The following is a 26,454-nucleotide window of genomic DNA, read 5'->3' as shown; positions in this document are numbered from 1 at the left end:
GGGGGAACAACAATGTCCAATTTAGTCGCAACTACTGAAAACCAGACCCAGAAGATCGACAACGTTTCTATCCTGACGAACGGTGAATTGTTCAACCGCCTGCGCACGCTCTCGGAAGTAATGGCCAATAGTGGAAACTTCGTGCCTGAGCATTATCGTGGGAAACCAGATGCGTGCATGGCTGTAGTGATGCAGGCAGCACGCTGGGGTATGGATCCTTTCGCTGTAGCACAAAAGACTTTCATCGTTGGTAATTCAGGTGTGCTTGGCTATGAGGCACAACTGGTGAATGCGGTAATTAACACCATGGCTCCAACCAAAGACCGGATCCATTTTGAATGGTTTGGTGCATGGGAAAATATCGTTGGCCGCTTCATTAAAAAAACCAGCGGCAAAGGTAACGACTACATCGCGCCGGGCTGGGATTTGCATGATGAAGCTGGCGTGGGCGTCCGCGCCTGGGCAACGCTCAAAGGAGAATCAGAACCTCGCGAGCTTGTGCTTATGCTTTCGCAGGCACAAGTCCGCAACTCTACACTGTGGGCGAGCGACCCCCGCCAGCAACTGGCCTATCTCGCGGTTAAACGATGGGCGCGACTTTACTGCCCGGATGTGATCCTTGGGGTATATACCGCCGATGAAATTGACGAACGCGAAGAAAGAGTTATCAACCCGGCGCAGACAGAAAAAGTCACGCTGGATGAGATTACAAGCTCCGTGGGCGTTTCCTCCAGCGCGCAAAGCTCTGCAGTCAAGGTTGACTCTGTTGCGGACGAACTGCGCGAGCGGATTGATTCAGCAAGTTCTGTTGATCAGGCTAAAGCCATCCGCGTAGATATCGAATCACAGAAAGCGCTGCTGGGTACTGCTCTGTATACCGAACTGAAAAACAAGGCAGTTAAGCGCTATTACCTCGTTGATGCACGAAACAAGATTGAGGCCGCGATTAATTCACTGCCTAACCCTGGCGAACCGGAAGCTTCCGAGCTGTTTGCGAAAGCAGAAGGCACCCTCACCGCCGCCAAACGCCATCTTGGTGATGAGCTGTATGACCAGTTCCGCATCACCCTGGACGACATGAAACCGGAATACGTGGGCTAAGGGAGGCGGGAGGGCTCGCCCTCCCGGTAACGATATGACGAAAATTACTGAACGCGGAATGATTTTTAACGCTGAGATGGTGCGGGCGCTGCTGAGCGGCAGGAAGACGCAGACCCGGCGAATCATCAAGCCGCAGCCAGAGGCAACATTAAGCGGAAGTTTATCCGGTAAGTGGTTAAGCAGACCTCTTAACGGACTGTTGTTGCCGAAAATTGAAGACATCGCAATCCATTGTCCGTTCGGTGTCGTCGGTGATCGCATCTGGGTGCGAGAGACGTTTCAGGGGCCACTGTTCGACTACGACCTAATGGATAGCTATTGCAAAGACCCCACTCCGTTTGAGAAGCACGAATTCTGCGTTTACAAGGCTGATGGAGTGCCAGCGCCAGAGTTTTACGATGCAGATGATGAACTGCATTGCTGCTGGCGACCATCTATCCACATGCCGCGCTGGGCCAGCCGCATTCTTCTGGAAATCACCAACGTGCGGGTTGAACGACTGAAGAGCATCTGTGACGGCGATGCGATACGCGAAGGGTGCAGTACCGCCGACATGAAGAGTGGCGACTGTGTAGCTGATGTGTTCGCGCGCCTGTGGGCGTCAATCTACGGCGACGAATCCTGGAATTCCAATCCGTGGGTTTGGGTTATTGAGTTCAAACGAATTGAGGAGCTGACAGCATGAGTCTTAAACATCAATTACCCGAGCTGGAAGCCAGCATCGACCCTGCGGCATTACGCGCGGCCGCCGACGAATATTCGGATCTGCTACTGACTTTGTGCTTGTGCATGAAGATGGCCGGCCCCACACGAGCGAACGTACGCGCCTGCGCCACCGCGCTTAAAAAGCGCATGAAAACCTGGCACAGCCAGAAGGAGCTCAACGCAATTCTGTCCAGTTGGGATCCCGTTGGCTATGTTCTCGGCCTCCGCCGTGAAGCGAACGACAACGCGCGCGCAGCGGGCGATCCGTTCGATGTTTTTGTGTGAGGTGAATATGCGACTGATTAACCGAAGCAAACAATCACCGCTGGGCCGCCAGGCGTGCGATGCGGCGCTGGCTAAGCACGTAGAACGTTACGGCGATTACGGACGCAGCCAGATGAAAGAGACGTATACGGTGCAGATTGAAGGAGTAAAGGTCTGGGTGGAGGTGGTGAACCGTAAAGCGAGTTACGTGGCCACGGCTATGACCGGCATGCGCCGGTTGAGAGCCCTCCCCGGGCAAGTCGCCTGATAACGAATTATCAATCCACTACGGCGCGCATGCTTATACTCGGCATGTCGCCAGAGAGGTTCATATGGCGCAGATCATTTTTAATGAAGAGTGGATGGTTGAAAAGGCTCTGATGGCACGAACTGGCCTTGGAGCCCGGCAGATTGAAAGTTACCGACAAGGAGCCTGGATAGAAGGCGTTCACTTCAAAAGAGTTTCCCCTTCTGGCGAAAAAACTTTGCGCGGAACTACCTGGTACAACTATCCGGAAATTAATAAATTTATCCGGGATTCGTAAATGGCAACACTACCTACAGGCGTGGAGATTCGTGGTAACAGAATATGCGTCTGGTTTATGTATAAAGGTAAGCGCTGCCGCGAAGTGTTAAAGGGGTGGATTGTAAGCCCCGCAAACATAAAAAAAGCTGGTAACTTAAGAGCGGTAATTACCAGCGAAATAAACATGGGGGAATTTGATTACGGGCGTCGATTCCCCTCATCCAAAAAGGCAGTAGCGATTAACACCACGTTACAGGTGAGCACATTTCATGAACTGTGTGAACTGTGGCTTAAAATTAAAGAAACTGAAATCAGCGCCAATACTCTAAAGAAAACAAAATCCCAGGTTGATACAATAATAAAAATCATGAACGGAAACACTATGCTCACTGCTATTGGATATAGTGACGTTCTTAATTGTAGAAACGAATTGCTAACAGGAGAAACCTTCTATTCAAAAAACAAGCGTAAAAATAAAAAAGGCAGAACAGTTTCGACTGTCAACAATTATGTTTCTTTACTGTGCTCAATTCTTAATTTTGCGTACATGTCGGGTTTTATCCAACATAAACCATTTGAGAGCGTAAAAAGCCTGCGTAAAACAAGGGTTAAGCCTGACCCACTTACAAGAGAGGAATTTGCAGCCCTCATGGCAAGCGAACGAGGCCAAAGCCAGAACATGTGGAAATTCGCCGTCTATTCTGGTGTGCGGCATGGTGAGCTGGCGGCTCTGGCATGGGAAGATGTCGATCTGGATAAGGGCGTGATACACGTTTGCCGGAATCTGACAGCAAACGGCATGTTCGGCCCACCAAAAACAGCGGCAGGAAACCGGACGATACAATTGCTCGGCCCTGCCCTGGACGCGCTGAAAGCGCAGCATGAACTGACAGCTGGACATCCGGTATCCACTATCACGTTTCACCACAGGGAATACGGCTCAAGCGAGGAACAGAATTTGCGATTTGTTTTCATGCCACGGAGACGGAAAGGCGAGCAAAAACCCTGCTACTCGCACAGCAGCATAGGCAGCAGATGGGAAGCTGCAGTAAAACGCGCTGGCATTCGCCGCAGGAATCCGTACCATACGCGGCATACTTTTGCCTGCTGGCTCCTGACGGCTGGCGCAAACCCGTCTTTTATAGCCAATCAGATGGGGCATGAAAACGCGCAAATGGTGTACGACGTTTATAGTACATGGATAGAAGAAATGAACGGCGACCAGGTTTCTATGTTGAATTCCCGGCTTGGGCTTTAACACGTTTTGCCCCCTATATGCCCCTTTTAGATTTTGAGAATGTTAACAATGCAAGAAAATCAAGAACTTACAAAGAAAGAGAAATACAACATCGATAAGCTGCAGAAACGTCTGCGCCGCAACGTCGGTGAGGCGATTGCCGACTTCAATATGATTGAAGAGGGCGACCGCATTATGGTTTGTCTTTCTGGCGGCAAGGACAGCTATACCATGTTGGAGATCCTGCGTAATCTGCAGAAAAGCGCGCCCATCTCCTTCTCGCTGGTGGCGGTGAACCTCGATCAGAAACAGCCTGGGTTCCCGGAGCATATTCTGCCGGCGTATCTTGAGCAGCTGGGCGTGGAATACAAGATTGTCGAAGAGAATACCTACGGCATCGTCAAAGAGAAGATCCCGGAAGGGAAAACCACCTGCTCGCTGTGCTCTCGCCTGCGTCGCGGCATCCTCTACCGTACCGCCACCGAGCTCGGGGCGACCAAGATCGCCCTCGGCCATCATCGCGATGACATCCTGCAAACGCTGTTCCTGAATATGTTCTACGGCGGCAAAATGAAAGGGATGCCGCCGAAGCTAATGAGCGACGACGGCAAACACATCGTCATCCGCCCGCTGGCGTACTGCCGCGAAAAGGACATCGAGCGCTTCTCCCAGGCCAAAGGCTTCCCGATTATTCCGTGCAACCTGTGCGGTTCGCAGCCAAATCTGCAGCGTCAGGTGATCGCCGATATGCTCCGCGACTGGGATAAGCGTTATCCTGGGCGCATTGAAACCATGTTCAGCGCGATGCAGAACGTGGTGCCTTCGCATCTGAGCGATGTCAATCTATTTGACTTTAAAGGTATCACCCACGGCTCCGAGGTGGTGGACGGTGGCGATCTGGCGTTTGACCGGGAAGAGATTCCCCTGCAGCCTGCCGGCTGGCAGCCCGAAGAAGAAGACGCCCGTCTCGATGAACTGCGTCTGAACGTGGTGGAAGTGAAGTAACCCTCACGCGTCTCAGGCAGCCGCCTGAGACGCACTAACCTGCCCTTACTTCAGCAGTCGAACGCGGCAGGCTTTGCCCTTAATCTTGCCATTTTGTAACTGCTTATACGCCTTCTGCGCCATATTCTGGCGGATCGCCACATAGACATGAGCCGGATGGACGGTAATTTTGCCGATATCGGCACCGTCAAAACCCATATCCCCGGTCAGGGCTCCCAGCACATCTCCCGGGCGCATTTTCGCCTTTTTACCGCCGTCAATACACAGCGTGGCCATCTCCGCCGTCAGCGGTGCGATGGTGTTGCCCGTCGGCGCCGGCAGCCAGTTCAGGGAGAGCTGCAGCATGTCGGCCAGGATCGTGGCGCGCTGCACCTCTTCCGGCGCACAGAAGCTGATGGCCAGCCCTTGTTCGCCGGCGCGGGCGGTACGGCCGATGCGGTGAACATGCACCTCCGGATCCCAGGCCAGCTCGAAGTTCACCACCAGCGCGAGGGATTTGATGTCGAGGCCGCGGGCGGCGACGTCGGTCGCCACCAGAACCCGGACGCTGCCGTTGGCGAAGCGCACCAGCGTCTGATCGCGGTCGCGCTGCTCGAGATCACCGTGCAGCGACAAGGCGCTCTGCCCGGCGGCGTTGAGCGCATCGCAGACCGCCTGGCAATCGCGTTTGGTGTTGCAGAACACCACACAGGATGCGGGTTGATGCTGGCTGAGCAGGCGCTGCAGCAGGGCAATCTTACCGTGGCGGGAAACTTCAAAGAACTGCTGCTCAATCGCCGGGAGCGCATCGACAGTGTCGATCTCAATTGTCTGCGGATTGCGCTGTACCCGGCCGCTGATCGCCGCGATTGCCGCGGGCCAGGTGGCGGAAAACAGCAGGGTCTGCCGGTCAGCCGGCGCGAAGCGGATCACCTCGTCGATGGCGTCGCTGAAGCCCATATCGAGCATGCGGTCCGCTTCATCCATCACCAGGGTCTGCAACGCGTCAAGGGAGACCGTCCCCTTCTGCAGATGATCGAGCAGACGGCCCGGGGTGGCGACGATGATATGCGGGGCGTGCTGGAGTGAATCTCGCTGGGCGCCAAAGGGCTGCCCGCCGCAGAGCATCAGAATCTTGATGTTCGGCAGGCAGCGCGCCAGGCGACGCAGCTCACCGGCAACCTGATCGGCCAGCTCGCGGGTCGGACACAACACCAGCGACTGGGTCTCAAAGCGCGCCGGATCGATATGCTGCAGCAGACCCAGCCCAAATGCGGCCGTTTTTCCGCTGCCGGTTTTTGCCTGCACGCGCACATCTTTCCCCGCAAGGATCGCCGGCAGGGCGGCGGCCTGAACCGGGGTCATCGACAGATAACCCAGCTCATTAAGGTTGGCTAATTGGGCGGCAGGTAAAACAGTCAGGGTAGAAAAAGCGGTCACAATGTATTCTCGTATTAAAGGACGGACAATCTGCAGGCGCGTATCCTCGCAGATCTCCGCGCCTGATGCGACAATTTAATCGGCTCTTCGTCAGGCGGCGGATCGGGCTGCGGCTGCGGACGCGGTCGTGGGTCGGGTAAAGGAGCCGGATCGTTCGGCTCGGGTGAGATGGGGATAGACTGGGCTGTCAGCCCTGAAGCGTAATGCATAGAGGCCTCCCGGAGAGTAATACGGGCGTACCCGCAGGCTTAACGGCCTGAAGACCGTCGGGTGTCTTAGTAAGCGTAGAAGCTGGTCCGGAGAGCGCAAAAAAAAAGCCGACTCAACAAAGTCGGCGTCGTACGAATCAATTGTGCTATGCAGTAATTCAAAAAAGGAAGTAAGACAATATGGAGCGCAACGCCCATCGCTTGACGTTGCATTCACCTGCGAGAGAGATATTGCCCTGAATGGGTAGGTGGTTTATTGATTTCGCTCAAACATTGCCGGGTTTTCCCGGCAATGCGGCCGCTAAAAGGCGATTCTTTACAACCATTTACTGCGATGTAACCACCACGCAACACCACCGATGACAACAACTAACATCAGGCAGAAGAGGCTAAACCCCAGATGCCAGCTGTTTCCCGGGATCCCGCCAAGGTTGACGCCGAACAGGCCGGTTAAAAAGGTGCTGGGCAGAAACACCATCGCCATCAACGACATCGTGTAGGTCCGCCGCGCCAGCGACTCCTGCATAATCTGGGCGATCTCGTCGCTCATGATCGCCGTCCGGGCGATACAGCTGTCGATCTCATCCAGACCGCGCCCCAGCCGCTCAGCGATATCCTGCATCCGCCGCCGCTGATCGTCACTCATCCACGGCAGCCGCTCGCTGGCCAGTCGGGCGTAAACGTCGCGCTGCGGCGCCATATAGCGGCGCATCACAATCAGTTGCTTACGCAGCAGCGCGAGAAAACCCCGCGGTGGCACCTGTTGGTCAAGCAGGTCATCTTCCAGGTCGATAATGCGGTCGTGCAGCTGTTCGATAAACTCGCTGGCATGATCGGTCAGCGCATCGCAGACTTCCACCAGCCAGCTGCCGCCGTCCGTCGGGCCATTGCCCTCCTTCAGGTCACCCAGCACATCGTCCAGCGCCAGCACCTTGCGCTGACGGGTGGAGACGATCAGCCGCTCGTCCATATACAGACGCATCGCCACCAGCTGGTCGGGACGCTCATCGGTACTGCCGTTAATGCAGCGCAGGGTGATCAGCGCCCCGTCGCCGATCCGCGTCACCCGTGGCCGGGTGCTCTCCCCCGCCAGGGCGTCACGCACGTTGTTGGGCAGCAACGGGGTGGCCGCCAGCCAGTCGGCGCTGTCGCTGTGGGTATAATTCAGATGCAGCCAGCAGGGCTTGTCTTTGTCGATAATATCGTTATCGGTGAGCGGCTTCACGCCCCCCTGCCCGTCGAGCACCCACGCGAAGATCGCGTCCGGTATTTGCAACTCCGAGCCTTTAATCGCGTCCACTCAACCTCCGTTAATCCATACCTGTCACATTGCGCGCACTCTCTATAAGGTACGCGAAAGCGCGCTTTTTCGCTTTTTATTGCCCGGTAAGTAGGGCTAATAGCTTCATTAAAAAGCGCTTTCGCCCCGGGTCGCGCTGCACTCCTCATTTAACGTTAAAGCGTAGTGAAATCAAGTTCTTCCCGTTTTGCCGATCTCAATGCGTCTTTTTGCGGTTTATTTTGCCACTCATTGCTGTATTATGCTGTTTATTGCGTTAATTTGCGGAGTCGCTTGCCATGCATAAGCTCGCCAGACAAAAACACATCCTCGACAGGCTGAGTGAAAACGGCCAGCTAAGCATCAGCGAACTGGTCGAAGGGCTACAGGTCTCCGCCGATACCATTCGCCGGGATCTGAGCGAGCTGGAAAAACAGGGTGTCCTGCAGAAAAGCCACGGCGGCGCCATCGCTCTTAACGTCCCGGCGATGACCCGCCAGGGTCGAAACGCCCTGCTCCCCCAGACCAAGCAGCGCCTGGGTCACCAGGTCGCCGCGCGCATCCCCCTCGGCTCGACGCTGTTTCTCGACGCCGGAAGCACGGTGCTGGCGGTCGCCGCTCAGCTTAAAGGGCCGATGACCGTGATCACGCCTTCGCTGGATATCGCCCAGCTGTTTAGCGACCGTACCGATATCCAGCTGATCCTGCTTGGCGGCCAGTGGGACAGTGAACAGCGGCTGTTCGCCGGCAGCGCTACGCTGTCGCTGGTCGCCCGCTACCGGGCCGACATCGCCATTCTCGGCGCCTGCGCGCTTCATGCCGGGCTGGGGCTGAGCGCCAGCCAGGAGGCCGATGCTGACGTGAAGCGCGCCATGCTGGCCGCCAGCGCAGAGCACTGGCTGGTGGCAGACCATACCAAAGTCAACCATTGCGAGCCGTGGCTGGTGGCCGGGCTCAGCGATATTCACCATCTTTTTCTTGATCGTCCCTGGGCTGAGCTGGGGGATGACCCCGCCCTCTCTGTACACATTGCTGACGCTTAACCGCGTGGAGAACCTGATGAGTAACAACACAATAAATATCGCCCTGATTGGCTATGGCTTCGTCGGTAAGACCTTCCACGCGCCGCTTATCCGTTCAGTGCCGGGTCTGAATCTGGCGTTCGTCGCCTCGCGCGATGAAGAGAAAGTCAAACGCGACCTGCCGGATGTCACGGTCATCGCTTTCCCGGAGGCAGCGGTTCAGCATCCGGATGTCGATCTGGTGGTCATCGCCTCCCCCAACGCCACCCACGCGCCGCTGGCCCGCCTGGCGCTGAACGCCGGCAAGCATGTGGTGGTGGACAAACCTTTTACCCTCGATATGCAGGAAGCCCGGGAGCTGATCGCCCTGGCTGAGGAGAGACAGCGCCTGCTCTCCGTCTTCCATAACCGCCGGTGGGACAGCGACTACCTGGGGATCCGTCAGGTCATTGAGCAGGGCGCCATTGGCACGGTGAAACACTTCGAGTCGCATTTTGACCGCTTCCGTCCGGAAGTCCGCGTCCGCTGGCGTGAGCAGAACGTCCCGGGCAGTGGTTTATGGTTCGATCTGGGGCCCCACCTGATCGACCAGGCGCTGCAGCTGTTTGGTTTGCCGCAGTCGGTACAAGGCAATATCGCCACCCTGCGCGACGGCGCGGAGATCAACGACTGGGCGCATGTGGTATTAAACTACCCGGCGCATAAAGCGATCCTGCACTGCAGCATGCTGGTCGCGGGCGGCTCCTCGCGCTTCACCGTGCACGGCGATAAAGGCAGCGTGATCAAAGCGCGGGCCGACCAGCAGGAGAGCCAGTTGCTGGCGGGCGTGGAGCCGGGAAGTGCCGGCTGGGGTCAGGATGATGACAAGCTGGTGATCTATGACGCCTCGCTGCAGACCCACTCTCAGGCCACTCCGCAGGGCGATCAGCGCCAGTACTATATGCAGATCCGCGACGCGCTGAACGGTCAGATCGCCAATCCGGTGCCGCCGGTTGAAGCGCTGGCGGTAATGGCCGTTCTGGAAGCGGCGGTGCGCGCTGCAGAAAGCGGCATGGTGCAGACCCTGGACCTGACCGACGACGAGCGCAACGCGCTGCGCTAATCCTGCCTGCTCTCCGGTTATCTGCGCATCCCGCAGGTAACCGGTTCCTCCGTTCCATTTCAGAAAAAATCACTACTCGTCCGCAATCTAACCCTCTTTTATCCTGCTTTATAGCGCAAAGCACCGCTGGAAATTTCAGCCAATTGGGAGGAGGATAGAGAGCAGATCGATCGTGATGAGAAAAGGGTTGCTGACGCTGTGGACGCGGCGACCGCATTAATGGACAGGAGAAGCTCATGTACTACACGTTAGGAGATACCACTCTCCATTTTTATCGCTATCAGTGCAAATTTTACGTCGCCCACTGGGACGGGGGTAACGTGATGGACGAGAAATTTAAACCGTTTATCGAACAGATCACTGAGAAGACCGGGCTGGATGCGAAACGCGTCGAGACCGCCGCGCGCGATTATTTTACCAACGTGGATTAACATGCAACCTGGTGTTGTAGGGCGTGGGTGCAGGCTGGCGCGATGAACGCGCATGCTAACCCACGCTTTCGCCGCCAGGTGTTTCTCTCCTGGCGGCTTCCCTTCCCCGTCGGCCTTAAACCGTGGACAGTTTGGCCAGAATGGCGGCGAAGGCATCATTAACGTTATCGCCGGCGAGCAGTTTTTTACGCAACGTGAAGCTTCTGCCGCTGGAACGGATCCGTAGCCGAACTTTTGCATCATTATTCCCGCGCTCAGCCAGCACAACGTCACCTAACGGAATAACGTAGGTATCGGCATAGAGCCCCGGTGTAAATATCATCGACTCGCCGCTCACGCCAATCACCACCCGATTCTGCAGACGATAGCCATTGCACAGCGCAACAATGCCGGCGGCAATAAATACCCCGCCAATACCCATGCCAATCATTAAGATAATAATGCCGGCGATGAGCGCCAACGCCCCCTGCGGATAAAAACCGGATGCATTAAAGGTTAATAGCTGGTGATTATCGTCGCGGCCCATCGCCCCGGTTGTTGACCGCCACGGGGTAAAACCGGCGTTAATCCGCGTTTGAAAGCTGAACATACAGCCAACCAGAAAGATCATGCTGGCGGGCACCATCACGATACCGCCAATAAATGCCAGCACGATGGCCAGATAAGGATAGCGGCCCGACAACATAATACTGACGGCCTGAACCACCACGGCGATAAACAGAGCGAGCACCAGCCAGGACCACATGCTGTCCGCCCGATGATGAAAGTTCAGCTGTCCTTCATCGAGTAATAAATTTCGCGCGACAAAACAGATAATAATATTGACGAACAGGCCTATCCAGACCAGTTTATGAACATGCTTCATCCCATACTCCATTATGTATTTTACTATTCCATTCGGTGGCATTATAAAATAAACCTGAATGCCGTCGGGATATTATCAAAGCGCCACGCAAGATCAATAAAAAGCATGTTCATGTCATCTATTCCCAGATTAACATGTCCGGTTATCATTTATAGGAATTATAAAATCCACTAGAAGTATTGACGTTATTTTCACGATGAGAATATCACCCTGCCGCCCGGCAGGGTGTTGGCGATTAACCTTCTTTCATCACCACCAGCGCCGGGGCGCTTTTCTTCCGCAGCAGATAGCCTGCGGCGAGGATCAGCAGCCATACCGGGATCAGGCAGACGGAGATGCGGATGTCGGGAGTCAGATACATCACCACGAGGATCCCGGCGAGAAACAGCAGGCACAGCCAGTTAGTCAGGGGATAGCCGAGGCTTTGGAAGGCCGTTACCTTCCCGGCCCGCTGCATAGCGCGACGAAACTTGAGATGGGTGATGCAGATCATCGCCCAGTTAATCACCAGGGCCGCCACCACCAGCGCCATCAGCAGGCCAAACGCTTTACCAGGCATCACATAGTTAATCACCACGCAAAGCGCCGTGGCGACGGCAGATACCGCCAGCGCGGTCAACGGGATCCCCCGGCGGTTAACCCGCAGCAGCGCCCGCGGAGCATTGCCCTGCTGAGCCAGGCCGAACAGCATCCGGCTGTTGCAGTACACACAGCTGTTGTAGACCGACAGCGCGGCGGTGAGCACCACCAGATTGAGAGCGTTGGCCACAATATTGCTGTCAATGGCATGAAAGATCAGCACAAAGGGGCTACCCCCCTCCACGACGTTACGCCAGGGATAGAGTGACAGCAGGACCGCCAGCGACCCCACATAAAACAGCAGAATGCGATAGATCACCTGGTTGGTGGCTTTAGGAATGGTTTTATGCGGTTCGTCGGCTTCCGCCGCGGTGATCCCCACCAGCTCAAGCCCGCCGAAGGAGAACATGATTACCGCCATCGCCATTACTAAGCCCGTGATACCGTTAGGGAAAAATCCCCCGTCCTGCCACAGGTTGGCCACCGTCGCCGCCGGGCCGCCGTGGCCGCTAAATAACAGATAGCTGCCAAAGGCGATCATGCTGATGATGGCGGCCACTTTGACAATCGAGAACCAAAACTCCAGCTCGCCATACACTTTGACATTCGTCAGGTTGATGGCGTTGATCGCCACGAAGAAGATCGCCGCCGACAGCCAGGCGGGTACTTCCGGCCACCAGTACTGAATATAGATCCCCACCGCCGTCAGCTCCGCCATGCTCACCAGCACATACAACACCCAGTAATTCCAGCCGGACATAAACCCGGCGAAAGGCCCCCAGTAGCGGTTGGCGAAATGGCTGAACGACCCCGCCACCGGCTCCTCTACCACCATCTCGCCAAGTTGTCGCATGATGAAGAAGGCGATCGCTCCGGCGATGGCGTAGCCCAGCAGGACCGAGGGGCCTGCCATACGGATCGTCTGCGCGATACCTAAAAACAGTCCGGTGCCGACCGCGCCCCCGAGGGCGATCAACTGGATGTGGCGGTTTTTTAACCCACGTTTTAACTGATGCTCTTGCTGCGTTGTCATCTCTGACCTGCCCCTGTCTGTAAAAAAGTCACCTTCGGCGATAGCAACTTTCAGGCCAGGGCGCAGCATCCCGCCATAAGAGCAAGAGCAATATATTGAATTTTATTAAAATATTATTTATCCGTCTGCTCTGTGGCGTAAGCCATGCGCCGCCAGGCCAAACATAACGCGCAATAAACCGCCTGAAATCGCACAGTTCATGAGAAAAATAGCCTCCTCATGCATAAAGCTGACCCGTTTTGGTGCGCCGGCGTCGCCGCCCTGTCGTCAGACTTCACGGCGGGCAAAAAGCTGTTAGGCTGTTAATCACTCTGACGCTCCATTAGTGGCCACCATGTACAACATCGACGACTATGATTTGAAAATTCTCACCCTGCTGCAGGCCAATGGCCGTTTGACCAATCAGGAACTGAGCGATCTCATCGGCCTGTCCGCCTCCCAGTGTTCACGGCGCCGCATCGCCCTTGAACAGGCGCAGCTTATCCTCGGCTATCATGCGCGGCTGGCGCCGGATGCTGCCGGGCAGGAAATGCTGGGCCTGATAGAAGTGCGCTTGCTGAATCACACCCCACAATGCGTGGAGAGCTTTCACCAGATGCTCAGTGAAGTGGACGCCATTCTGGATGCCTGGAAAACCACCGGCGACGCCGATTATCTGCTGCGGGTGACGGTCCCGGACCTGCCCGGTCTGAGCCATTTGATCAGCCATATTCTGGCGCAAAACAAAGGGGTCGCCCACCTGAAAACCGCGGTGATACTCAACCGCCTTAAAGAGAATGGCCAGCTGATGCCGGGCCCGGATCCGCTGCGCTGAATCAGGGCATGATGCCCTGCGCTGGTGCAAACGCAGGGTTAGTCAATGCATCACAGCGTGATAATTTGCACGGTTTGCGCAATGTAACGCAGAAAATCGCATGAGTCGTGCAATTTTCTCTTTTTGGCATAACAATACGTTAGGCTGAATAGCGCCTGTTTTTTCCGCAAACGATCGCCCGGCCCCCTCCTCTGGTGCGATTTTTGCAAACAAGGACTTATCCTTGTTAACGAAAAGATAGTGCTTATTTATGGATAATATCCTTTCCCCCGAAAAACTGACCCACACCTGGCTGGAGGATACCCTGGCGCTGCTGTTCGGCACGCTGATGATCTCCTTTGGCATTATTTTATTTCGCCAGGCCGGCGCCCTGACCGGCGGAACGGCAGGTATGGCCTTTCTGATCCACTATGCCACCCACCTGCCGTTTGGCGTGGTCTTCTTCGTCATTAACCTGCCTTTCTATTGGCTCTCCGTCCGGCGGATGGGCGCCGCCTTCACGCTGAAAACCTTCTGCGCGGTCGGACTGGTGTCCCTGTTCTCTGACCTGCACGGTTACTTTATTCATGTCGATCGCCTGAACCCCTATTACGCCACCCTCTTCGGCAACATCATGGTCGGCATCGGCTTTGTGGTGCTGTTTCGCCATAAAGCGAGCCTCGGCGGCGTTAATATTCTGGCCCTCTATCTGCAGGACAAAAGCGGCATTCGCGCCGGTAAATTCCAGATGGTGGTTGACGCCTGCATCGTCACCGCCTCGCTATGGGTAGTAAGCCTGCCGATGCTGCTGGTCTCTATCCTCGGCGCCGTAGTTTTGAATTCGATTATCGCCATGAACCACCGTCCCGGACGCTACGCGGTGTAATGGCTTCACCTTTGACGGTCATTTCAGGAGTAACCACTGTGTTCCAGAACGTTGACGCCTATACGGGCGATCCTATCCTGTCGCTGATGGAAGCCTTTCAACAGGATCCCCGGGCAGACAAAGTTAACCTCAGCATCGGGCTGTACTATAACGAGCAGGCCATTATTCCCCAGCTGGAGGCGGTCCGTCAGGCCGCTGACCGGCTGCAGAGTCAGCAGCAAAAGGCCAGCCTTTATCTGCCGATGGAGGGGCTGGCGCCCTATCGCCGTGCGGTCCAGACCCTGCTGTTTGGCGACAATCATCCGGCGTTGCGTGCCGGACGCATCGCCACCATCCAGACGCTGGGGGGCTCCGGCGCGCTGAAGGTGGGCGCTGATTTCCTCAAGCGCTACTTCCCCGACTCCGCGGTCTGGGTCAGCGATCCAACCTGGGAGAACCACGTTGCCATCTTTGCCGGCGCCGGCTTTGAGGTACATACCTATCCCTGGTTCGACAGCGCCACCCGCGGGGTGAATTTCCCCGCTATGCTCGCCGCCCTCCAGCAACTGCCGCCGCGCAGCATTGTGCTGCTTCACCCTTGCTGCCATAACCCGACGGGGGCCGATCTCACCCGCGAGCAGTGGGATCGCGTGATTGAGGTGCTGATCGGCAGGGAGCTGATCCCATTCCTTGATATCGCCTACCAGGGCTTCGGCCGCGGACTGGACGAGGATGCCTATGCCATTCGCGCCATCGCCAGCGCCGGGCTGACGGCGCTGGTCAGCAACTCGTTTTCCAAGATATTTTCGCTGTATGGCGAGCGGGTTGGCGGCCTGTCAGTGGTCTGCGACAATGCCGATATCGCCGGGCGCGTGCTGGGCCAGCTGAAAGCCACCGTGCGGCGCAACTACTCCAGCCCGCCGGGGTTTGGCGCCCAGGTGGTATCGCAGGTGCTCAACGCTCCCGCGCTGAACGCCTTGTGGCAGGAAGAAGTGGAAGCCATGCGCACCCGCATCAGCGCCATGCGCGTCGCGCTGGTGACGGCCCTGCAGGCCGCCCAGCCGGAGGGTGATTTTTCCTATCTGCTGACCCAGCGCGGCATGTTCAGTTATACCGGCTTTAGCACCCGGCAGGTGGACATCCTGCGTGAAGAGTACGGCATTTACCTGATCGCCAGCGGTCGGGTCTGCGTGGCCGGGCTCAACCACGGTAATATTGCGCGAGTCGCCCATGCCTTTGCCGCGGTCTCCACGCGCTAAGCCGCTGTCCCGCGAACCGCGGTTACCCCGCGGCGGGACGACGGTTATTCGCGACGCAGTCGGCGAGCCAGGCGGGTGCCCAGCGTCTGAATGAGCTGGACAATCACAATCAGCACCAGGGCGGTGGTGAGGGTGGCAAAGGCGTCGAAGCGCTGATAGCCATAGGTGATCGCCAGGTCGCCAATTCCGCCGCCGCCCACCGTTCCTGCCATGGCGGTCGCACCAAGCAGGCCGATGGTCGCCGTGGTAAGGGCCAGAATCAGCGACGCTGCCGCCTCCGGCAGCATAAAATGCCAGACCGTCTGCAGGGGGGTCGCGCCCATCGCATCCGCGGCTTCGAGGATCCCCTCATCCACCTCCAGCAGTGAGCTCTCCACCAGCCGGGCAATGTAGGGGGCGACAAAAACGATCAGCGGCACGATGGCCCCCGCGGTGCCGATAGTGGTGCCCACCAGCAGTCGGGTAAAGGGCAGGATCACAATCAGCAAAATGATAAACGGCAGCGAACGCAGCACGTTAATCAGCGGATTCAGCGCCTGATGCACCACCGGGTTGGCCACGATGCCGCCGGGACGGCAAACCACCAGCACAATCCCTAACGGTACGCCGATCAGCGCGCCAAAGCCCAGCGAGACGGCGACCATAATCAGCGTGTCATGCAGCGCCAGCAGAAACTGATCGCCGGTAATGGCGGTATCAATAAGATCAAACATGGGTGATTTTCACTCCTGCATCGGCCAGATGGGTGATGGCGCGGTCGGTTTCGTCAGGCTCGCCGAGGAGTTGCACAATCATAAATCCCAGAATCCGGCCCTGAACTTCAGACATGCTGGCAAACAGGATATTCACCTCGACAGCATACTCGCGGATCAGGTGGTTAATGATCGGCTGCTGCGCCGTCGCGCCGATAAATTCGAGGCGTATAGCCCGGGCGCCGTTATCGCGCTGCAGGAGCGACGCCACCCGCTGCGGCAGACGATCGTGCACCACCGACTGCACGAAACTGGCCGTTACCGGATGCTGCGGCTGGGCAAAGAGGTCGAAAACCGTCCCCTGCTCAACGATACGGCCCGCCTGCATCACCGCCACCTTGTGACAGATTTTCTGGATCACCGACATCTCATGGGTGATCAGTACGATGGTGATGCCATAGCGGCGATTAATCTCCTGCAAGAGCAGTAAGATCTGCACCGTGGTGTGGGGATCGAGCGCCGAGGTGGCTTCATCGCACAGCAGCACCGACGGGTTGGTGGCCAGCGCCCGGGCAATACCGACCCGCTGCTTTTGTCCACCCGACAGCTCATTAGGGTAGCTGTGGATTTTGTCGCTCAGATCGACGAACGCCAGCAGTTCCGCCACCCGCGCCTGGATAAAGGCCTTGTCGCGGCCTTGTAAAATCAGCGGGATGGCGATGTTATGGAAAACGGTTTTCGAATTCAGCAGATTAAAATTCTGAAAGATCATGCCGATATCTTTTTTGATGGCCTGCAGGCGCTGGCCGCTGCAGGCCTGTAGCAGCTCGCCGTTTAACAGCACCTCGCCCTCGCCAGGCGTTTCCAGACGATTAATCAGCCGTAATAAGGTGCTTTTTCCTGCCCCGCTGTAGCCAATAATGCCGAAAATATCGCCTCGCTCAATGCTGAGATTAATATCCTGCAGGGCCAGAACCGGATGTCCTTTCCTGGAAAAGCTTTTACTGACGTGGCGAAATTCTATCATCGCGTTATTCATTTTAAATAATCAGGGAGCAGGTAACCATCATACTGCGGATGGCTGAGAATATATTTTTTGAAATCGGCAGAGTGGTAGCCATCGATAATATCTTTGGCAAACTGCGCCTTCTGATTTTTACCGGCGACGGTCACGACATTAATAAAATGGCTGGTGGCTGCCTCCAGCTTTAATGCCGAGGTCAGGGACATACCGCTGGAGACGGCGAAATTGCCCTGAATCAGGCCATAGTCGACATCCGGCAGAGCGCGAACCTGCTGGGCATTATCCATCTCTTTAAGGACAATTTTGTACGGATTGTCAACGATATTGCGCTGCGAAAAAGTGGCGGGGTCGCTGTCCGGTTTGACCTTCACCCAGCCCAGACTCTGTAACACCAGCACCGCGCGATATTCGTTCGACGGCTGGTTCGGTACCGACACGACGGTCCCTGCCGCCGGCGTCCCCAGGGTGGTCAGTTTACCGCCGTACAGCCCCATCGGCGGCGTGGGGACCTGCACAATGCCCACGTTATCGATCCCCAGCCGCTCATTAATTGCTTTCAGATATACCGGATGCTGCATAATATTCGCTTCGATATCCCCGCGGGCTACCGCGTCATTCACCTGAATACCGTCGCTGAAATCCTTATATTCGATTTTATACCCTTTACTCAATAAATAGGGCGCGACGCCTTTCTCAAATTGCTCTTTATACGGCCCGGGGTTAAAGCCGACGCGAATAAGATGTTCGTCGGCGGCGGCATAAAAAGAGGTGGCCGACAACAGGGCGAGAGTCATCCCGAGCGCAACTGACTTGTTCATAAGGTATTTTCCTGGAAGGTTGGCGATATTGAGCGATTAAATCACAGCCGACTGTGGGTTGTAAGCCAGAACGCCGGATTTCCTTTTGCTAATTCCTCATTAACTTTTGCTATATCGACATATCCTAAAAACAAGAATCCTTAGCGTTTTTTGTTATTTAGCCAGGCGCAATAAATCCCTTAAAGATGGCTAATTATTCGTGACTTACACCGGGAATGTTATGCCTGATTTTACTGCTTCGCCGCTGGTGGACGCGCTGGAAGAGAATCTGTTCAGCTTGCTGGAAAAACTGGCCGCGGAGGTCAACACCGAAGCGCTACCGCTGATCGATCTTTCCAGCGGCAGTCCGGATCAACCCACTCCGCCGGAAGTGATTGACTCGCTGCAGAGCGCCATTCATCGTCGTGAAAACCATGGCTACCCGTCGTTCTGGGGCAAACCACAGGTACGCGAGGCGATCGCCCAGTTCTATCGCCGGCAGTATGATGTGGAACTCGATCCGCACAGCGAAGTCGCCGTGTTTCAGGGTTCGCATATCGGCATTGGCGGCATCCCGCGGGCGCTGCTCAGCCCCGGTCAATATCTGATCTCCACCGATCCCTGCTATCCGATTTACCGCTCAGCGGCGCTGCAGTCCCAGGCAACGTTTTATGGCCTGCCGCTCAGGGCGGAGAACCATTTCCTGCCGGATTTTAACGACCTCCCCCGGGAGGTGGCTGACAAGGCCGGGCTGGTGGTGCTTAACTACCCGCATAATCCAACCGGCGCCCTCGCCACGCCGGCGCTGTTCGCCAGCGCTCTGCAATTTGCCCGTCGTCACCAGGTGCCGATCCTCCATGATTTTGCCTATGCGGCCATCGGCAGCGCGGCCAGCGATGCGCCGCTGAGCCTCTTCTCCCAGCCCAACGCGAAAGCATGGGGAGTGGAAACCTATACTTTTTCCAAGACCTTTAATATGGCCGGCTGGCGCTTCGGCTTCGCGGTCGGCAACGCCTCGATTATCCAGGCGTTTAAAAAGCTGCACACCCATAGCTACAGCACGGTGTTTGGCGCGATTCAGGATGCGGCGATCGCCGCGCTCAACCTGCCGGCCGAACGGATTGCGCAGCTGACGGCGGTCTATCATCAACGTCGGGAGTGGGTTCTGCGTCGACTGGCTGCGCTGCGCTGGCCGGCGCGTGCCGCACAAGGCACTTTCTTCCTCTGGCTCGGCGTGCCGCCCGGCTACCGTTCGCAGGAGTTTGCCCGCCTGCTGCTGCAGGAAGCGCATATTCTGGTGGCGCCAGGCACTGGTTTTGGCGAAGGGGGTGAAGGGTTTATTCGCATCAGCCTCACGGCAGGCGACGACGCGCTGAGCAACGCGCTGGACCGTCTCGCCCGGCTGGCGCTGTTTTAGTCCGCCGCCGGGGGAAGTGAAAACACGTAACCCAGGCCGCCGGGGGTTACTCCGCTGAGGAGTCCATCACCGACAGCACAATTTTGCCCTGCAGACGACCTTGCACCGCTCGCTCGTGCGCCATCTGCGCCTGCGCAAGGGGGAAAACGCTGTCAATCGCCACCCGGATGACCCCGGCGTCCAGCAGGTCGGCAAGCCGGGCGAGCTGCGCGCCGCTGGAGCGTACCTGGGTGGTCGAGACCGTCACTCCGCGCTGTCGCGCCTCTTCCGCCCCGGCAAAACCGAGCGGAAAGACCGGGTACAGCGCGCCGCCGCGCCGCAGGGTACGCAGAAAACGGCCGCTGGCCGGCCCGCCCGGGGCATCGATGACCAGATCCAGGTCACGCACCGCCTCCTCAACCGCAGTGGTCGTATAGTCGATAAAAGCATCGGCGCCGAGCTGACGCAAAAAGGCTTCATGGCGGCCCGCGGCGACGGCAATCACCTCGGCGCCCTGCCACTTCGCCAGCTGTACGGCGAAATGACCAACGCCGCCCGCCGCGCCGTTGACCAGGACGCGTTTACCCGCCAGCGGCACCGGCCGATGCGGCCCCGGCTGCAGCGGATTCGCCACCTCATGCCCGGGATCGATCATGAACTGCCAGGCGGTGAGGAGCGACATCGGCACCGCGGCGGCCTGCTGATGGCTCAGGGTTAGGGGTTTGCGGGCCAGGTCGCTGACCGGTACGCTAACGTACTCGGCGTAAGCGCGGCTGCCCCCTGCCGCCCCTTCAGGAAATCGCGCCATGGCATACACTTCGTCGCCGACCGCCACCTCCCGGACGTCATCCGCCCGCGCCACCACCACCCCGGAGAGATCGGTCCCGAGGATCAAGGGAAAGCGGACCTCGGGCCGCCACTCCGGGGGCAGCTGTTGATAGCCATCGCGCAGATAGCTGTCCGGTGGGTTCACGCCCACCGCGTGCACCTGCACCAGCACCTCGCCAGCCTGCAACACCGGCAGTGGCGCATCCTCATAGCTCAGGACTTCCGGCCCGCCAAAGGCGTGCTGTTGAACGGCCTTCATCATCTGCGTCGACATCGCTTTCTCCTCATATGGAAATGCGTTATATTTAACGGAGCACTGTTCCGAATATATGGAGCAGTGCTCCGATTGTCAAGGAACGCCAATGAGAGCTGATGCCAGAAAAAATTATGATCTGTTGATCGACGTGGCCCGGGAAGTGTTTGTGGAGCAAGGCGCCGAGGCCTCGCTGCGCGATATCGCCCGCCGGGCGGGCGTCGGAATGGGAACCCTCTACCGCCACTTTCCCAACCGCGACAGCCTGCTGGAAGCCCTGCTCCGCAGCCGCTTTGCGGCGCTAACCGCCCGGGCTGAGTCGCTTCTGCTCGCCGCCGATCCTGCCGCGGCGCTGCTGGAGTGGCTGGCCGAGAGCGTGGCGTTTACCCATCAGCATCGCGGGATCATCGCCCCGCTGATGAGCGCCATCGACGATCCTGAGTCCGCCCTGCACAGCGCCTGCGTTGCCCTGCGCGCCGCCGGTACGTCGCTGCTGACCCGCGCGCAGCAGGCCGGGCAGGCACGGCCAGATCTCAGCGGAGACGAACTGTTCGATCTGATTGCCGCGCTTGCCTGGCTACGGGAGCAGCCCTCCCATGCCCCGCGCGCAGAGCGGATTTTAGCGGTGCTGGCCGACGCGATCCTGACTGCCGCCTAGCGGCGGCCAGCCACCGACGAGACAGCACGCCTCGAGAGTGACCGGTACGCCCGCCTTTAACGATTAAACGCCCAGTTGGCCCCGCTGGTCAGCGCCCGCTCGAAGGCGGGACGGCCAGGGCCGGACAGCCAGCCGGCGAAGGTGTGCAGCTGCGGGTGCAGCTGGCGCATGGCGTCGAGGTCGGCGTGCCCGGCCAGCCGCCCGTCGTCCACCAGCCCGGTCAGCTTGTGCAGAAAAGGGCTGGCGGCCAGCACCTCATCGGAAAATCGCGAATAGGGGATCGGCCGTCCCGCCGCCGCGGAGAATAACGCCTCCAGTTGACGGCCGGTCACGCTGTCGCTGGCGATCTCAAACGTCTTGCCGGCAAACCGCGCTGGCGCGGCAAAAACCGCCGCGACAAGATGGCCGATATCCTCCACCGCCAGCACCTGCATCCTCCCCTCCGGCAGCATAAAAAAGTGAAAATGACCTTCATCAAGACCAAAACCGGGCATCACCAACAGCTCCATAAAGGTGGCGGGACGCACGATGGTCGCCGCCAGCGGCAGGCGGCGGATATGCCGTTCAATTTCCGCTTTGGTGTCATAATGCGCTACGCCGGTGGGCGTCTCCCCCGCCGCGCTGCCGGAGCTGTACACCAGATGCTTCACCCCGCACTCGACGGCGAGATCGGCGATGGTTATCCCGTAGCGTACCTCCTGCTCATCGGTCACCGTCCCTCCCGGCGAACTGGGCTGGACGCTGAAGACGCCGTCGACCCCGGCCATTGCCGACCGCATTGCCGCCCGGTCTTCAAAGGTTCCCACGACCAGCTCGGCTCCCCGCGCCGCCAGCGCAGCGGCCCCGGCGGAGAAAGGATCCCTGACCAGCGCCCGAACCCGCCAGCCGCGGTGCAGCAGCGCCCGCGCCACCGAGCCGCCCTGCTGACCGGTGGCGCCAAAAATCAACACGCTTTGCGCATTATTCATCACTGTTCCCCTTATCTGCAGCTTGTTGCCCGGCCTCTCGCCAGCGATAGTCACCTTGCTTATCCTCCTCCAGCCAGCCGCAGGAAGACCCGGCAAAATGCCCGGTGAACCATTGAGCATGATGGCTGGCTCCCCACGCCATCATCTCCCGTCGCGAGGCTTCCGCCTGCCGGGGATCGCCGCAGAACGCTGAGTTCCACTGCGGATGGGCAAACTGGAGCGGGGAATGAAGGAGATCGCCGGAGAAACAGGCGTAGTCATCTCCAGCGGCGAGGATCAGCGCGGCATGGTCCGGACTGTGGCCGGGGGTGGGGATAAAGTCGATCCGCCCGCCGACCCGCGGCCGGGCCGCCACATCGACGGTTTCCAGCTGGCCGGCCTCGATCACCGGCAGCAGGCTGTCGAGCCACAGCGCCCGGTAGCGTTCGCTGTTTTTCACCCGCGTCAGCTCTTTTGCCGAGCACAGGTAGCGGGCGTTGGGGAACAGCGGCACCCAGCGATCGTCCTGCCAGACGGTATTCCATCCGACATGGTCGGTATGCAGGTGGGTCAGTAGCACCAGGGTCACGTCCTCCGGGTTCACTCCCGCGGCGCGGAGATTCTCCAGATACGGCGTGTTAAGTTGATGATAGAGCGGATTGCCGCCGCGCTCCCGACCGTTGCCGGTGGCGGTATCGATAACAATCAGATCGTGGGGGGTCTGCACCACCCAGCTGTGGATCGACAGCGCAATCGACTGAATAACGTTGTCCGCCTCCGCTACCGGGAACGCCTGTGGATAGAGCGCCGCCGGCTGCAGGGTAATCTCGCGCTCCGGCACTTTGAAAATCAGGCTATCGCCTGTCTGGTAAGTTTGCATCACACCCTCCGCGCGCATTGCGCTGGTTGATTTATCGGGGTGAGATTCACTATGCTGCCGGGATAACCCACATTCAAATTGATTATCATAATGAAGAAAATCATTGAAAATGATTTTAGTCGTATCGATCTGAATCTGTTGACGGTCTTGATGGTGCTGTACCGCGAAGCGAGCGTCACCCGCACCGCAGAGGTGTTGCATCTTGGCCAGCCGGCTATCAGCGGGGCGCTGAAACGCCTGCGCGAGATGTTTGACGACCCGCTGTTCGTGCGCAGCGCCAGAGGCATGCTGCCGACGCCGCGGGCGCAAGCGCTGATGACCGACCTGCAGCCGCTGATGGAAAACCTGCATTCAGCGATGTTTGGCGCCGGGGAGTTCGTCCCGGCGCGCGCACAGCAGCTTTTTCGCATCGGCCTCAGCGACTGGAGCGAACACTGGCTGATGCCCCAGCTGTTACCCGGGCTGATGCAGGAGGCGCCCGGGGTCTCACTGCAGTCGATAGCCGCCGACCCCTTCCAGGTTCGCCAGCTGCTGGAGGAGGAGCGCATTGATGTCGCGGTGTCTGTCAACAAACAGAGCCGCGGGGAGGTGGTCAGCGAGCCAGTGATGACCATGGGAGTCACCACCCTGTGGTCGCCGCAGCAGATCCCCTGTCGCGGGCCGCTGTCGGTGAGCGACTTTGTCGCCTGGGAACATGTGATGGTGGCCTATCGCGAAACCGGCCACGGTGAAATTGACCGCCAGCTCGCCAGCCAGGGACTCGCGCGGCGCGTGCGCTTTGCCACGCAGAATTTCTCCACCTTTCCCCTGCTGCTGACCACCCTGCCGCTGTTCGCCACCGTCCCGCAGGGGCTGGCGCAGCGCTGGCAGGCGCAGTACGCGCTGCGCGCGGACGCTCCGCCGGTAGCGTATCCGGAATTTACGCTGTGCATTTTGCGGCACAAACGCCGGGTGCAGGATCCGGCGCTGAACTGGCTGGTGGCGAAGTTAAAACAGGCCATGCGCGGTCAATAACCGGGCCGATGCCCCGGGATCAGGCCTCGCTGAGCGGGGGTTGCAGAACGCGCCTGCTCCAGTCATAAAACGCGCGCACCGCCGGCGGCAGATAGCGGTTTTGCGGATAGACCAGCGACAAGGGAAGATCAGAAGCGGCCTGCTCCAGACAGGCGACCAGCGCCCCGCTCTGCAGATAAGGTTGCGCCAGATAGCTGGCGACGCGGATCAGGCCCAGCCCCTGAATGCCCGCCTGAATGTAGGCATCGGTATCGTCGACCACCAGCGTCTCCTGCATACGGATCGCGCAGCCGCCGTCATCGAGGGAGAAAAGCCAGTCGATGGTCCGCCCGGTACGGTGGTTCAGGTAGCCCACCGCCCGGTGGTGGTGCAGATCGTCGATGCTCTGCGGCCGGCCGTGGGCCGCGAGCCAGGCCGGCGAGGCGAGGACCATCCAGCGGTAGCGAGCCAGAGGACGCGCCACCAGGGTGGTGGAATCTTCGATCCGCCCGGTACGGATCACGCAGTCATACCCCTCCTGGATAATATCTTCCACGTTGTCGCTTGAGCAGAGGATCAGCTCCAGGTCGGGATACTGCTGCAAAAACTCGCCGATCCTCGGCAGAATGCAGTGGCGGGCAAGGGATTGCGGCATCCCCACTTTGAATCGCCCGGCGGGCTGAGCCGAGCGCCCGGGAAAGGAGGCTTCCATCGCCGCCATCTCGGCCAGCAGCCTTTTACACTCCTCATAATACCGGCGACCCTCCGCCGTCACGCTGAGCTTGCGGGTGGTGCGCTGGAGAAGCTGCGCCCCGAGCCAGGCTTCCAGCTCCTTCACCACCCGCGATACCGTGGAGCGCGGCTGCCCGAGCACCTCCGCCGCACGGGCGAAGCTGTGGGCATCCACAACCGCAACATACAACTGCATGGCATCCAGTCTGTCCATTTCGTACTCCCCCGGCAATTATTATCCCATTATCACGAACAGTCTAACCCGAAATCCTGTTCTTATCGAATGATGCCCGCCCCCCTACACTGAGCCTGTAGCCAGTCAGTACAAGGCTTAACTGAGCAAGGAGTCAAAATGAAAACTGATAATCTTAATCATGAGGAAAAGGTATTGGTGCTGGGAGCAGGACAACTGGGCGCCGCCGTTCTCGATGCGTTGGTGCCTGCGGTGATCCAGCGCCAGGGCACGGTCTCGGTTATCGTCTCGCCGGCGGCCAGGGATGAAGCCGGCCAGCTGCGGTCGGCAAACCATCAGGCGCTGGCCGACGCCGGAGCCACCTTCCTCGCCGTCGACATCGCCGGTAGCGCCATGGAGACGCTGGCCGATCAGTTTCGCGGATTCACCACCGTGATTAACTGCATGGGGTTTGTCGCCGGTCCGGGGACACAGCTGAAAATTACCCGCGCGGTGCTGGCGGCCGGGGTACCCCGCTATTTTCCCTGGCAGTTTGGCGTCAATTACGATGTGGTCGGCAAAGGCAGCGGTCAGCCGGTCTGGGACGAGCAGTACGATGTCCGGACCCTGCTGCGCGCGCAGCGGGCCACGGAGTGGGTCATTGTCTCCACCGGGATGTTTACCAGCTTTCTCTTCGAATCAGACTTCGATGTAGTGAATTTATCCAACCGAACCCTTCACGCCCTTGGCAGCTGGGATACCCAGGTGACCGTCACCTCACCGGCGGATATTGGCCGCCTGACCACGGCGATTTATCTGCATCAGCCGCGGATCGTCAACGAGGTGGTGTTTGTTGCCGGCGAAACGACCTCTTACCGGCAGCTGGCAGATACCGTGGAGCGCGTAACGCAGCAGACGTTCAGCAAAGCCGTCCACACCCTGCCCGCCCTGCTGGAGCAGCTGCGGACAGACCCGGATGACGCCATGCTGCGCTATCGCGCCGCCTTCGCCCGGGGGGATGGCGTGTGGTGGCCGATGGGCGACACCTGGAATGCCCGCCACCAGCTGCCGACCCAGGACATTGCCGGCTGGCTGCAGACCGCGCGCTGATTTTCTCTCACAGGACAGAATGACGATGAACAAGTTGATTCCACTGATCGTATTGAGTTGTCTGCTGCCCCTGGCGGCAAATGCCAGAACCATCACCGCCACCGGCGATACCCTGGACCATGCGGAGAGCAAAATCCGCCAGCAGGCCGCCCGCGAGGGCGCGACTACCTATCGCATCACTGAAGCGCGGATGGGCAACAAAGTGCATATCACGGCGAAAATCGCGGACTAAACCACCGGCGTCAGGCTCAGGGATGAGCTGCCGCCTGCCCGCGCGC

The 26,454-nt window shown here is 58.5% G+C and carries 30 protein-coding genes; 18 read left to right on the top strand and 12 right to left on the bottom strand.

Annotated elements, in window-relative coordinates; genetic code table 11:
• Positions 1-12: 12 nt before the first annotated feature.
• From SPE70_RS11095 to ttcA, 7 genes are all read left to right on the top strand, one after another.
• Positions 13-1,101, top strand: coding sequence for a RecT family recombinase (locus SPE70_RS11095; protein WP_004179597.1), 1,089 nt, complete (start codon positions 13-15; stop codon positions 1,099-1,101).
• Between the two features lie 34 nt (positions 1,102-1,135).
• Positions 1,136-1,786: an ASCH domain-containing protein gene (locus SPE70_RS11090; RefSeq protein ID WP_032455373.1), complete on the top strand. Its 651-nt coding sequence runs from the start codon at positions 1,136-1,138 to the stop codon at positions 1,784-1,786.
• On the top strand, positions 1,783-2,091 hold the full coding sequence (locus tag SPE70_RS11085; RefSeq protein ID WP_284223779.1) for a DUF7740 domain-containing protein: 309 nt from the start codon (positions 1,783-1,785) through the stop codon (positions 2,089-2,091). The genes SPE70_RS11090 and SPE70_RS11085 overlap by 4 nt, the downstream gene beginning before the upstream one ends.
• Before the next feature lie 7 nt (positions 2,092-2,098).
• Entirely contained in the window at positions 2,099-2,338 is a 240-nt protein-coding gene (locus SPE70_RS11080; protein WP_004179594.1) for a DUF4060 family protein, read from the top strand.
• A gap of 64 nt (positions 2,339-2,402) precedes the next feature.
• Positions 2,403-2,615: an excisionase family protein gene (gene xisR, locus SPE70_RS11075; protein WP_004179593.1), complete on the top strand. Its 213-nt coding sequence runs from the start codon at positions 2,403-2,405 to the stop codon at positions 2,613-2,615.
• Positions 2,616-3,854 (top strand): tyrosine-type recombinase/integrase, encoded by a 1,239-nt coding sequence (locus SPE70_RS11070; RefSeq protein ID WP_004179592.1) that lies wholly within the window; start codon positions 2,616-2,618, stop codon positions 3,852-3,854.
• Between the two features lie 48 nt (positions 3,855-3,902).
• Positions 3,903-4,838 (top strand): tRNA 2-thiocytidine(32) synthetase TtcA, encoded by a 936-nt coding sequence (gene ttcA, locus SPE70_RS11065; protein ID WP_004203988.1) that lies wholly within the window; start codon positions 3,903-3,905, stop codon positions 4,836-4,838.
• A gap of 45 nt (positions 4,839-4,883) precedes the next feature.
• Here the strand turns inward: ttcA and dbpA are convergent, their stop codons facing one another.
• The 3 genes from dbpA to zntB all read right to left on the bottom strand — a co-directional run bounded on the left by dbpA (position 4,884) and on the right by zntB (position 7,766).
• Entirely contained in the window at positions 4,884-6,257 is a 1,374-nt protein-coding gene (gene dbpA / locus SPE70_RS11060; RefSeq protein ID WP_064170140.1) for an ATP-dependent RNA helicase DbpA, read from the bottom strand.
• A gap of 14 nt (positions 6,258-6,271) precedes the next feature.
• Positions 6,272-6,448: a proline-rich small protein YnaL gene (locus SPE70_RS11055; RefSeq protein WP_369707647.1), complete on the bottom strand. Its 177-nt coding sequence runs from the start codon at positions 6,446-6,448 to the stop codon at positions 6,272-6,274.
• A 334-nt stretch (positions 6,449-6,782) separates the two neighbouring features.
• A complete protein-coding gene (zntB, locus tag SPE70_RS11050) occupies positions 6,783-7,766 on the bottom strand; it encodes a zinc transporter ZntB (protein WP_008805152.1) in 984 nt (327 codons plus the stop codon).
• Between the two features lie 278 nt (positions 7,767-8,044).
• Here zntB and SPE70_RS11045 point away from each other — a divergent pair, with 278 nt between their 5' ends.
• The 3 genes from SPE70_RS11045 (at position 8,045) to SPE70_RS11035 (ending at position 10,300) form a co-directional block, all read left to right on the top strand.
• Positions 8,045-8,788, top strand: a complete 744-nt coding sequence (locus SPE70_RS11045; RefSeq protein WP_022066061.1) for a DeoR/GlpR family DNA-binding transcription regulator — start codon at positions 8,045-8,047, stop codon at positions 8,786-8,788.
• On the top strand, positions 8,751-9,869 hold the full coding sequence (locus SPE70_RS11040) for an oxidoreductase (RefSeq protein WP_048293454.1): 1,119 nt from the start codon (positions 8,751-8,753) through the stop codon (positions 9,867-9,869). Before SPE70_RS11045 ends, SPE70_RS11040 begins: the two co-directional genes overlap by 38 nt.
• A 236-nt stretch (positions 9,870-10,105) precedes the next feature.
• Positions 10,106-10,300 (top strand): hypothetical protein, encoded by a 195-nt coding sequence (locus SPE70_RS11035; RefSeq protein ID WP_008805155.1) that lies wholly within the window; start codon positions 10,106-10,108, stop codon positions 10,298-10,300.
• Positions 10,301-10,415: 115 nt separating this feature from the next.
• On the opposite strand, the gene SPE70_RS11030 is transcribed toward SPE70_RS11035, so the two are convergent.
• Complete coding sequence (locus tag SPE70_RS11030) at positions 10,416-11,165, bottom strand: hypothetical protein (protein ID WP_008805156.1); 750 nt, start codon at positions 11,163-11,165, stop codon at positions 10,416-10,418.
• Between the two features lie 235 nt (positions 11,166-11,400).
• A complete protein-coding gene (locus SPE70_RS11025) occupies positions 11,401-12,777 on the bottom strand; it encodes an amino acid permease (RefSeq protein ID WP_016160889.1) in 1,377 nt (458 codons plus the stop codon).
• Between the two features lie 334 nt (positions 12,778-13,111).
• On the opposite strand from SPE70_RS11025, the gene SPE70_RS11020 reads away from it, so the two are divergent.
• The 3 genes from SPE70_RS11020 to SPE70_RS11010 all read left to right on the top strand — a co-directional run bounded on the left by SPE70_RS11020 (position 13,112) and on the right by SPE70_RS11010 (position 15,694).
• Positions 13,112-13,591: an Lrp/AsnC family transcriptional regulator gene (locus SPE70_RS11020; RefSeq protein WP_008805158.1), complete on the top strand. Its 480-nt coding sequence runs from the start codon at positions 13,112-13,114 to the stop codon at positions 13,589-13,591.
• 250 nt (positions 13,592-13,841) lie between these two features.
• Positions 13,842-14,456 (top strand): YitT family protein, encoded by a 615-nt coding sequence (locus SPE70_RS11015; RefSeq protein WP_023322497.1) that lies wholly within the window; start codon positions 13,842-13,844, stop codon positions 14,454-14,456.
• 38 nt (positions 14,457-14,494) lie between these two features.
• A complete protein-coding gene (locus tag SPE70_RS11010; RefSeq protein WP_038422428.1) occupies positions 14,495-15,694 on the top strand; it encodes an amino acid aminotransferase in 1,200 nt (399 codons plus the stop codon).
• A gap of 44 nt (positions 15,695-15,738) precedes the next feature.
• Here SPE70_RS11010 and SPE70_RS11005 read toward each other — a convergent pair whose 3' ends face one another.
• Genes SPE70_RS11005 through SPE70_RS10995 form a run of 3 tightly spaced genes read right to left on the bottom strand, consistent with a single transcriptional unit; the run spans position 15,739 to position 18,228 of the window.
• Complete coding sequence (locus tag SPE70_RS11005; protein WP_004892563.1) at positions 15,739-16,407, bottom strand: methionine ABC transporter permease; 669 nt, start codon at positions 16,405-16,407, stop codon at positions 15,739-15,741.
• On the bottom strand, positions 16,400-17,413 hold the full coding sequence (locus SPE70_RS11000; RefSeq protein ID WP_060875970.1) for a methionine ABC transporter ATP-binding protein: 1,014 nt from the start codon (positions 17,411-17,413) through the stop codon (positions 16,400-16,402). The genes SPE70_RS11005 and SPE70_RS11000 overlap by 8 nt, the downstream gene beginning before the upstream one ends.
• Before the next feature lie 8 nt (positions 17,414-17,421).
• On the bottom strand, positions 17,422-18,228 hold the full coding sequence (locus tag SPE70_RS10995) for a MetQ/NlpA family ABC transporter substrate-binding protein (RefSeq protein WP_012968382.1): 807 nt from the start codon (positions 18,226-18,228) through the stop codon (positions 17,422-17,424).
• A gap of 220 nt (positions 18,229-18,448) precedes the next feature.
• Between SPE70_RS10995 and SPE70_RS10990 the strand changes: the two genes are divergently transcribed.
• Positions 18,449-19,624 carry an aminotransferase class I/II-fold pyridoxal phosphate-dependent enzyme gene (locus SPE70_RS10990; RefSeq protein ID WP_012968383.1) on the top strand — a complete coding sequence of 392 codons (1,176 nt, stop codon included), beginning with the start codon at positions 18,449-18,451 and terminating at the stop codon, positions 19,622-19,624.
• Between the two features lie 46 nt (positions 19,625-19,670).
• Here SPE70_RS10990 and SPE70_RS10985 read toward each other — a convergent pair whose 3' ends face one another.
• Positions 19,671-20,705 (bottom strand): NADP-dependent oxidoreductase, encoded by a 1,035-nt coding sequence (locus tag SPE70_RS10985; protein ID WP_136047420.1) that lies wholly within the window; start codon positions 20,703-20,705, stop codon positions 19,671-19,673.
• Between the two features lie 88 nt (positions 20,706-20,793).
• On the opposite strand from SPE70_RS10985, the gene SPE70_RS10980 reads away from it, so the two are divergent.
• Positions 20,794-21,342 (top strand): TetR/AcrR family transcriptional regulator, encoded by a 549-nt coding sequence (locus SPE70_RS10980; protein WP_016160883.1) that lies wholly within the window; start codon positions 20,794-20,796, stop codon positions 21,340-21,342.
• 56 nt (positions 21,343-21,398) lie between these two features.
• Here the strand turns inward: SPE70_RS10980 and SPE70_RS10975 are convergent, their stop codons facing one another.
• On the bottom strand, positions 21,399-22,310 hold the full coding sequence (locus SPE70_RS10975; RefSeq protein WP_064170143.1) for an NmrA/HSCARG family protein: 912 nt from the start codon (positions 22,308-22,310) through the stop codon (positions 21,399-21,401).
• Positions 22,303-23,172: an MBL fold metallo-hydrolase gene (locus SPE70_RS10970; protein ID WP_162550423.1), complete on the bottom strand. Its 870-nt coding sequence runs from the start codon at positions 23,170-23,172 to the stop codon at positions 22,303-22,305. The genes SPE70_RS10975 and SPE70_RS10970 overlap by 8 nt, the downstream gene beginning before the upstream one ends.
• Positions 23,173-23,259: 87 nt before the next feature.
• On the opposite strand from SPE70_RS10970, the gene SPE70_RS10965 reads away from it, so the two are divergent.
• Positions 23,260-24,183, top strand: a complete 924-nt coding sequence (locus SPE70_RS10965; RefSeq protein WP_032732882.1) for a LysR family transcriptional regulator — start codon at positions 23,260-23,262, stop codon at positions 24,181-24,183.
• A 19-nt stretch (positions 24,184-24,202) separates the two neighbouring features.
• Here the strand turns inward: SPE70_RS10965 and SPE70_RS10960 are convergent, their stop codons facing one another.
• Positions 24,203-25,108, bottom strand: a complete 906-nt coding sequence (locus tag SPE70_RS10960) for a LysR family transcriptional regulator (protein ID WP_064170145.1) — start codon at positions 25,106-25,108, stop codon at positions 24,203-24,205.
• Positions 25,109-25,246: 138 nt separating this feature from the next.
• On the opposite strand from SPE70_RS10960, the gene SPE70_RS10955 reads away from it, so the two are divergent.
• Positions 25,247-26,176: an aromatic alcohol reductase gene (locus SPE70_RS10955; protein WP_064170146.1), complete on the top strand. Its 930-nt coding sequence runs from the start codon at positions 25,247-25,249 to the stop codon at positions 26,174-26,176.
• Between the two features lie 25 nt (positions 26,177-26,201).
• Positions 26,202-26,408: a YdgH/BhsA/McbA family protein gene (locus SPE70_RS10950; RefSeq protein ID WP_004179576.1), complete on the top strand. Its 207-nt coding sequence runs from the start codon at positions 26,202-26,204 to the stop codon at positions 26,406-26,408.
• The last annotated feature ends 46 nt before the right edge of the window (positions 26,409-26,454 follow it).

Origin of the sequence: Klebsiella sp. ZJOU C1 (assembly GCF_035620215.1) — a bacterium.
Classification (GTDB): domain Bacteria; phylum Pseudomonadota; class Gammaproteobacteria; order Enterobacterales; family Enterobacteriaceae; genus Klebsiella; species Klebsiella variicola.
The sequence above is the reverse complement of the archived record's forward strand: the minus strand, read 5'-3'. Positions and strand labels throughout refer to the sequence as shown.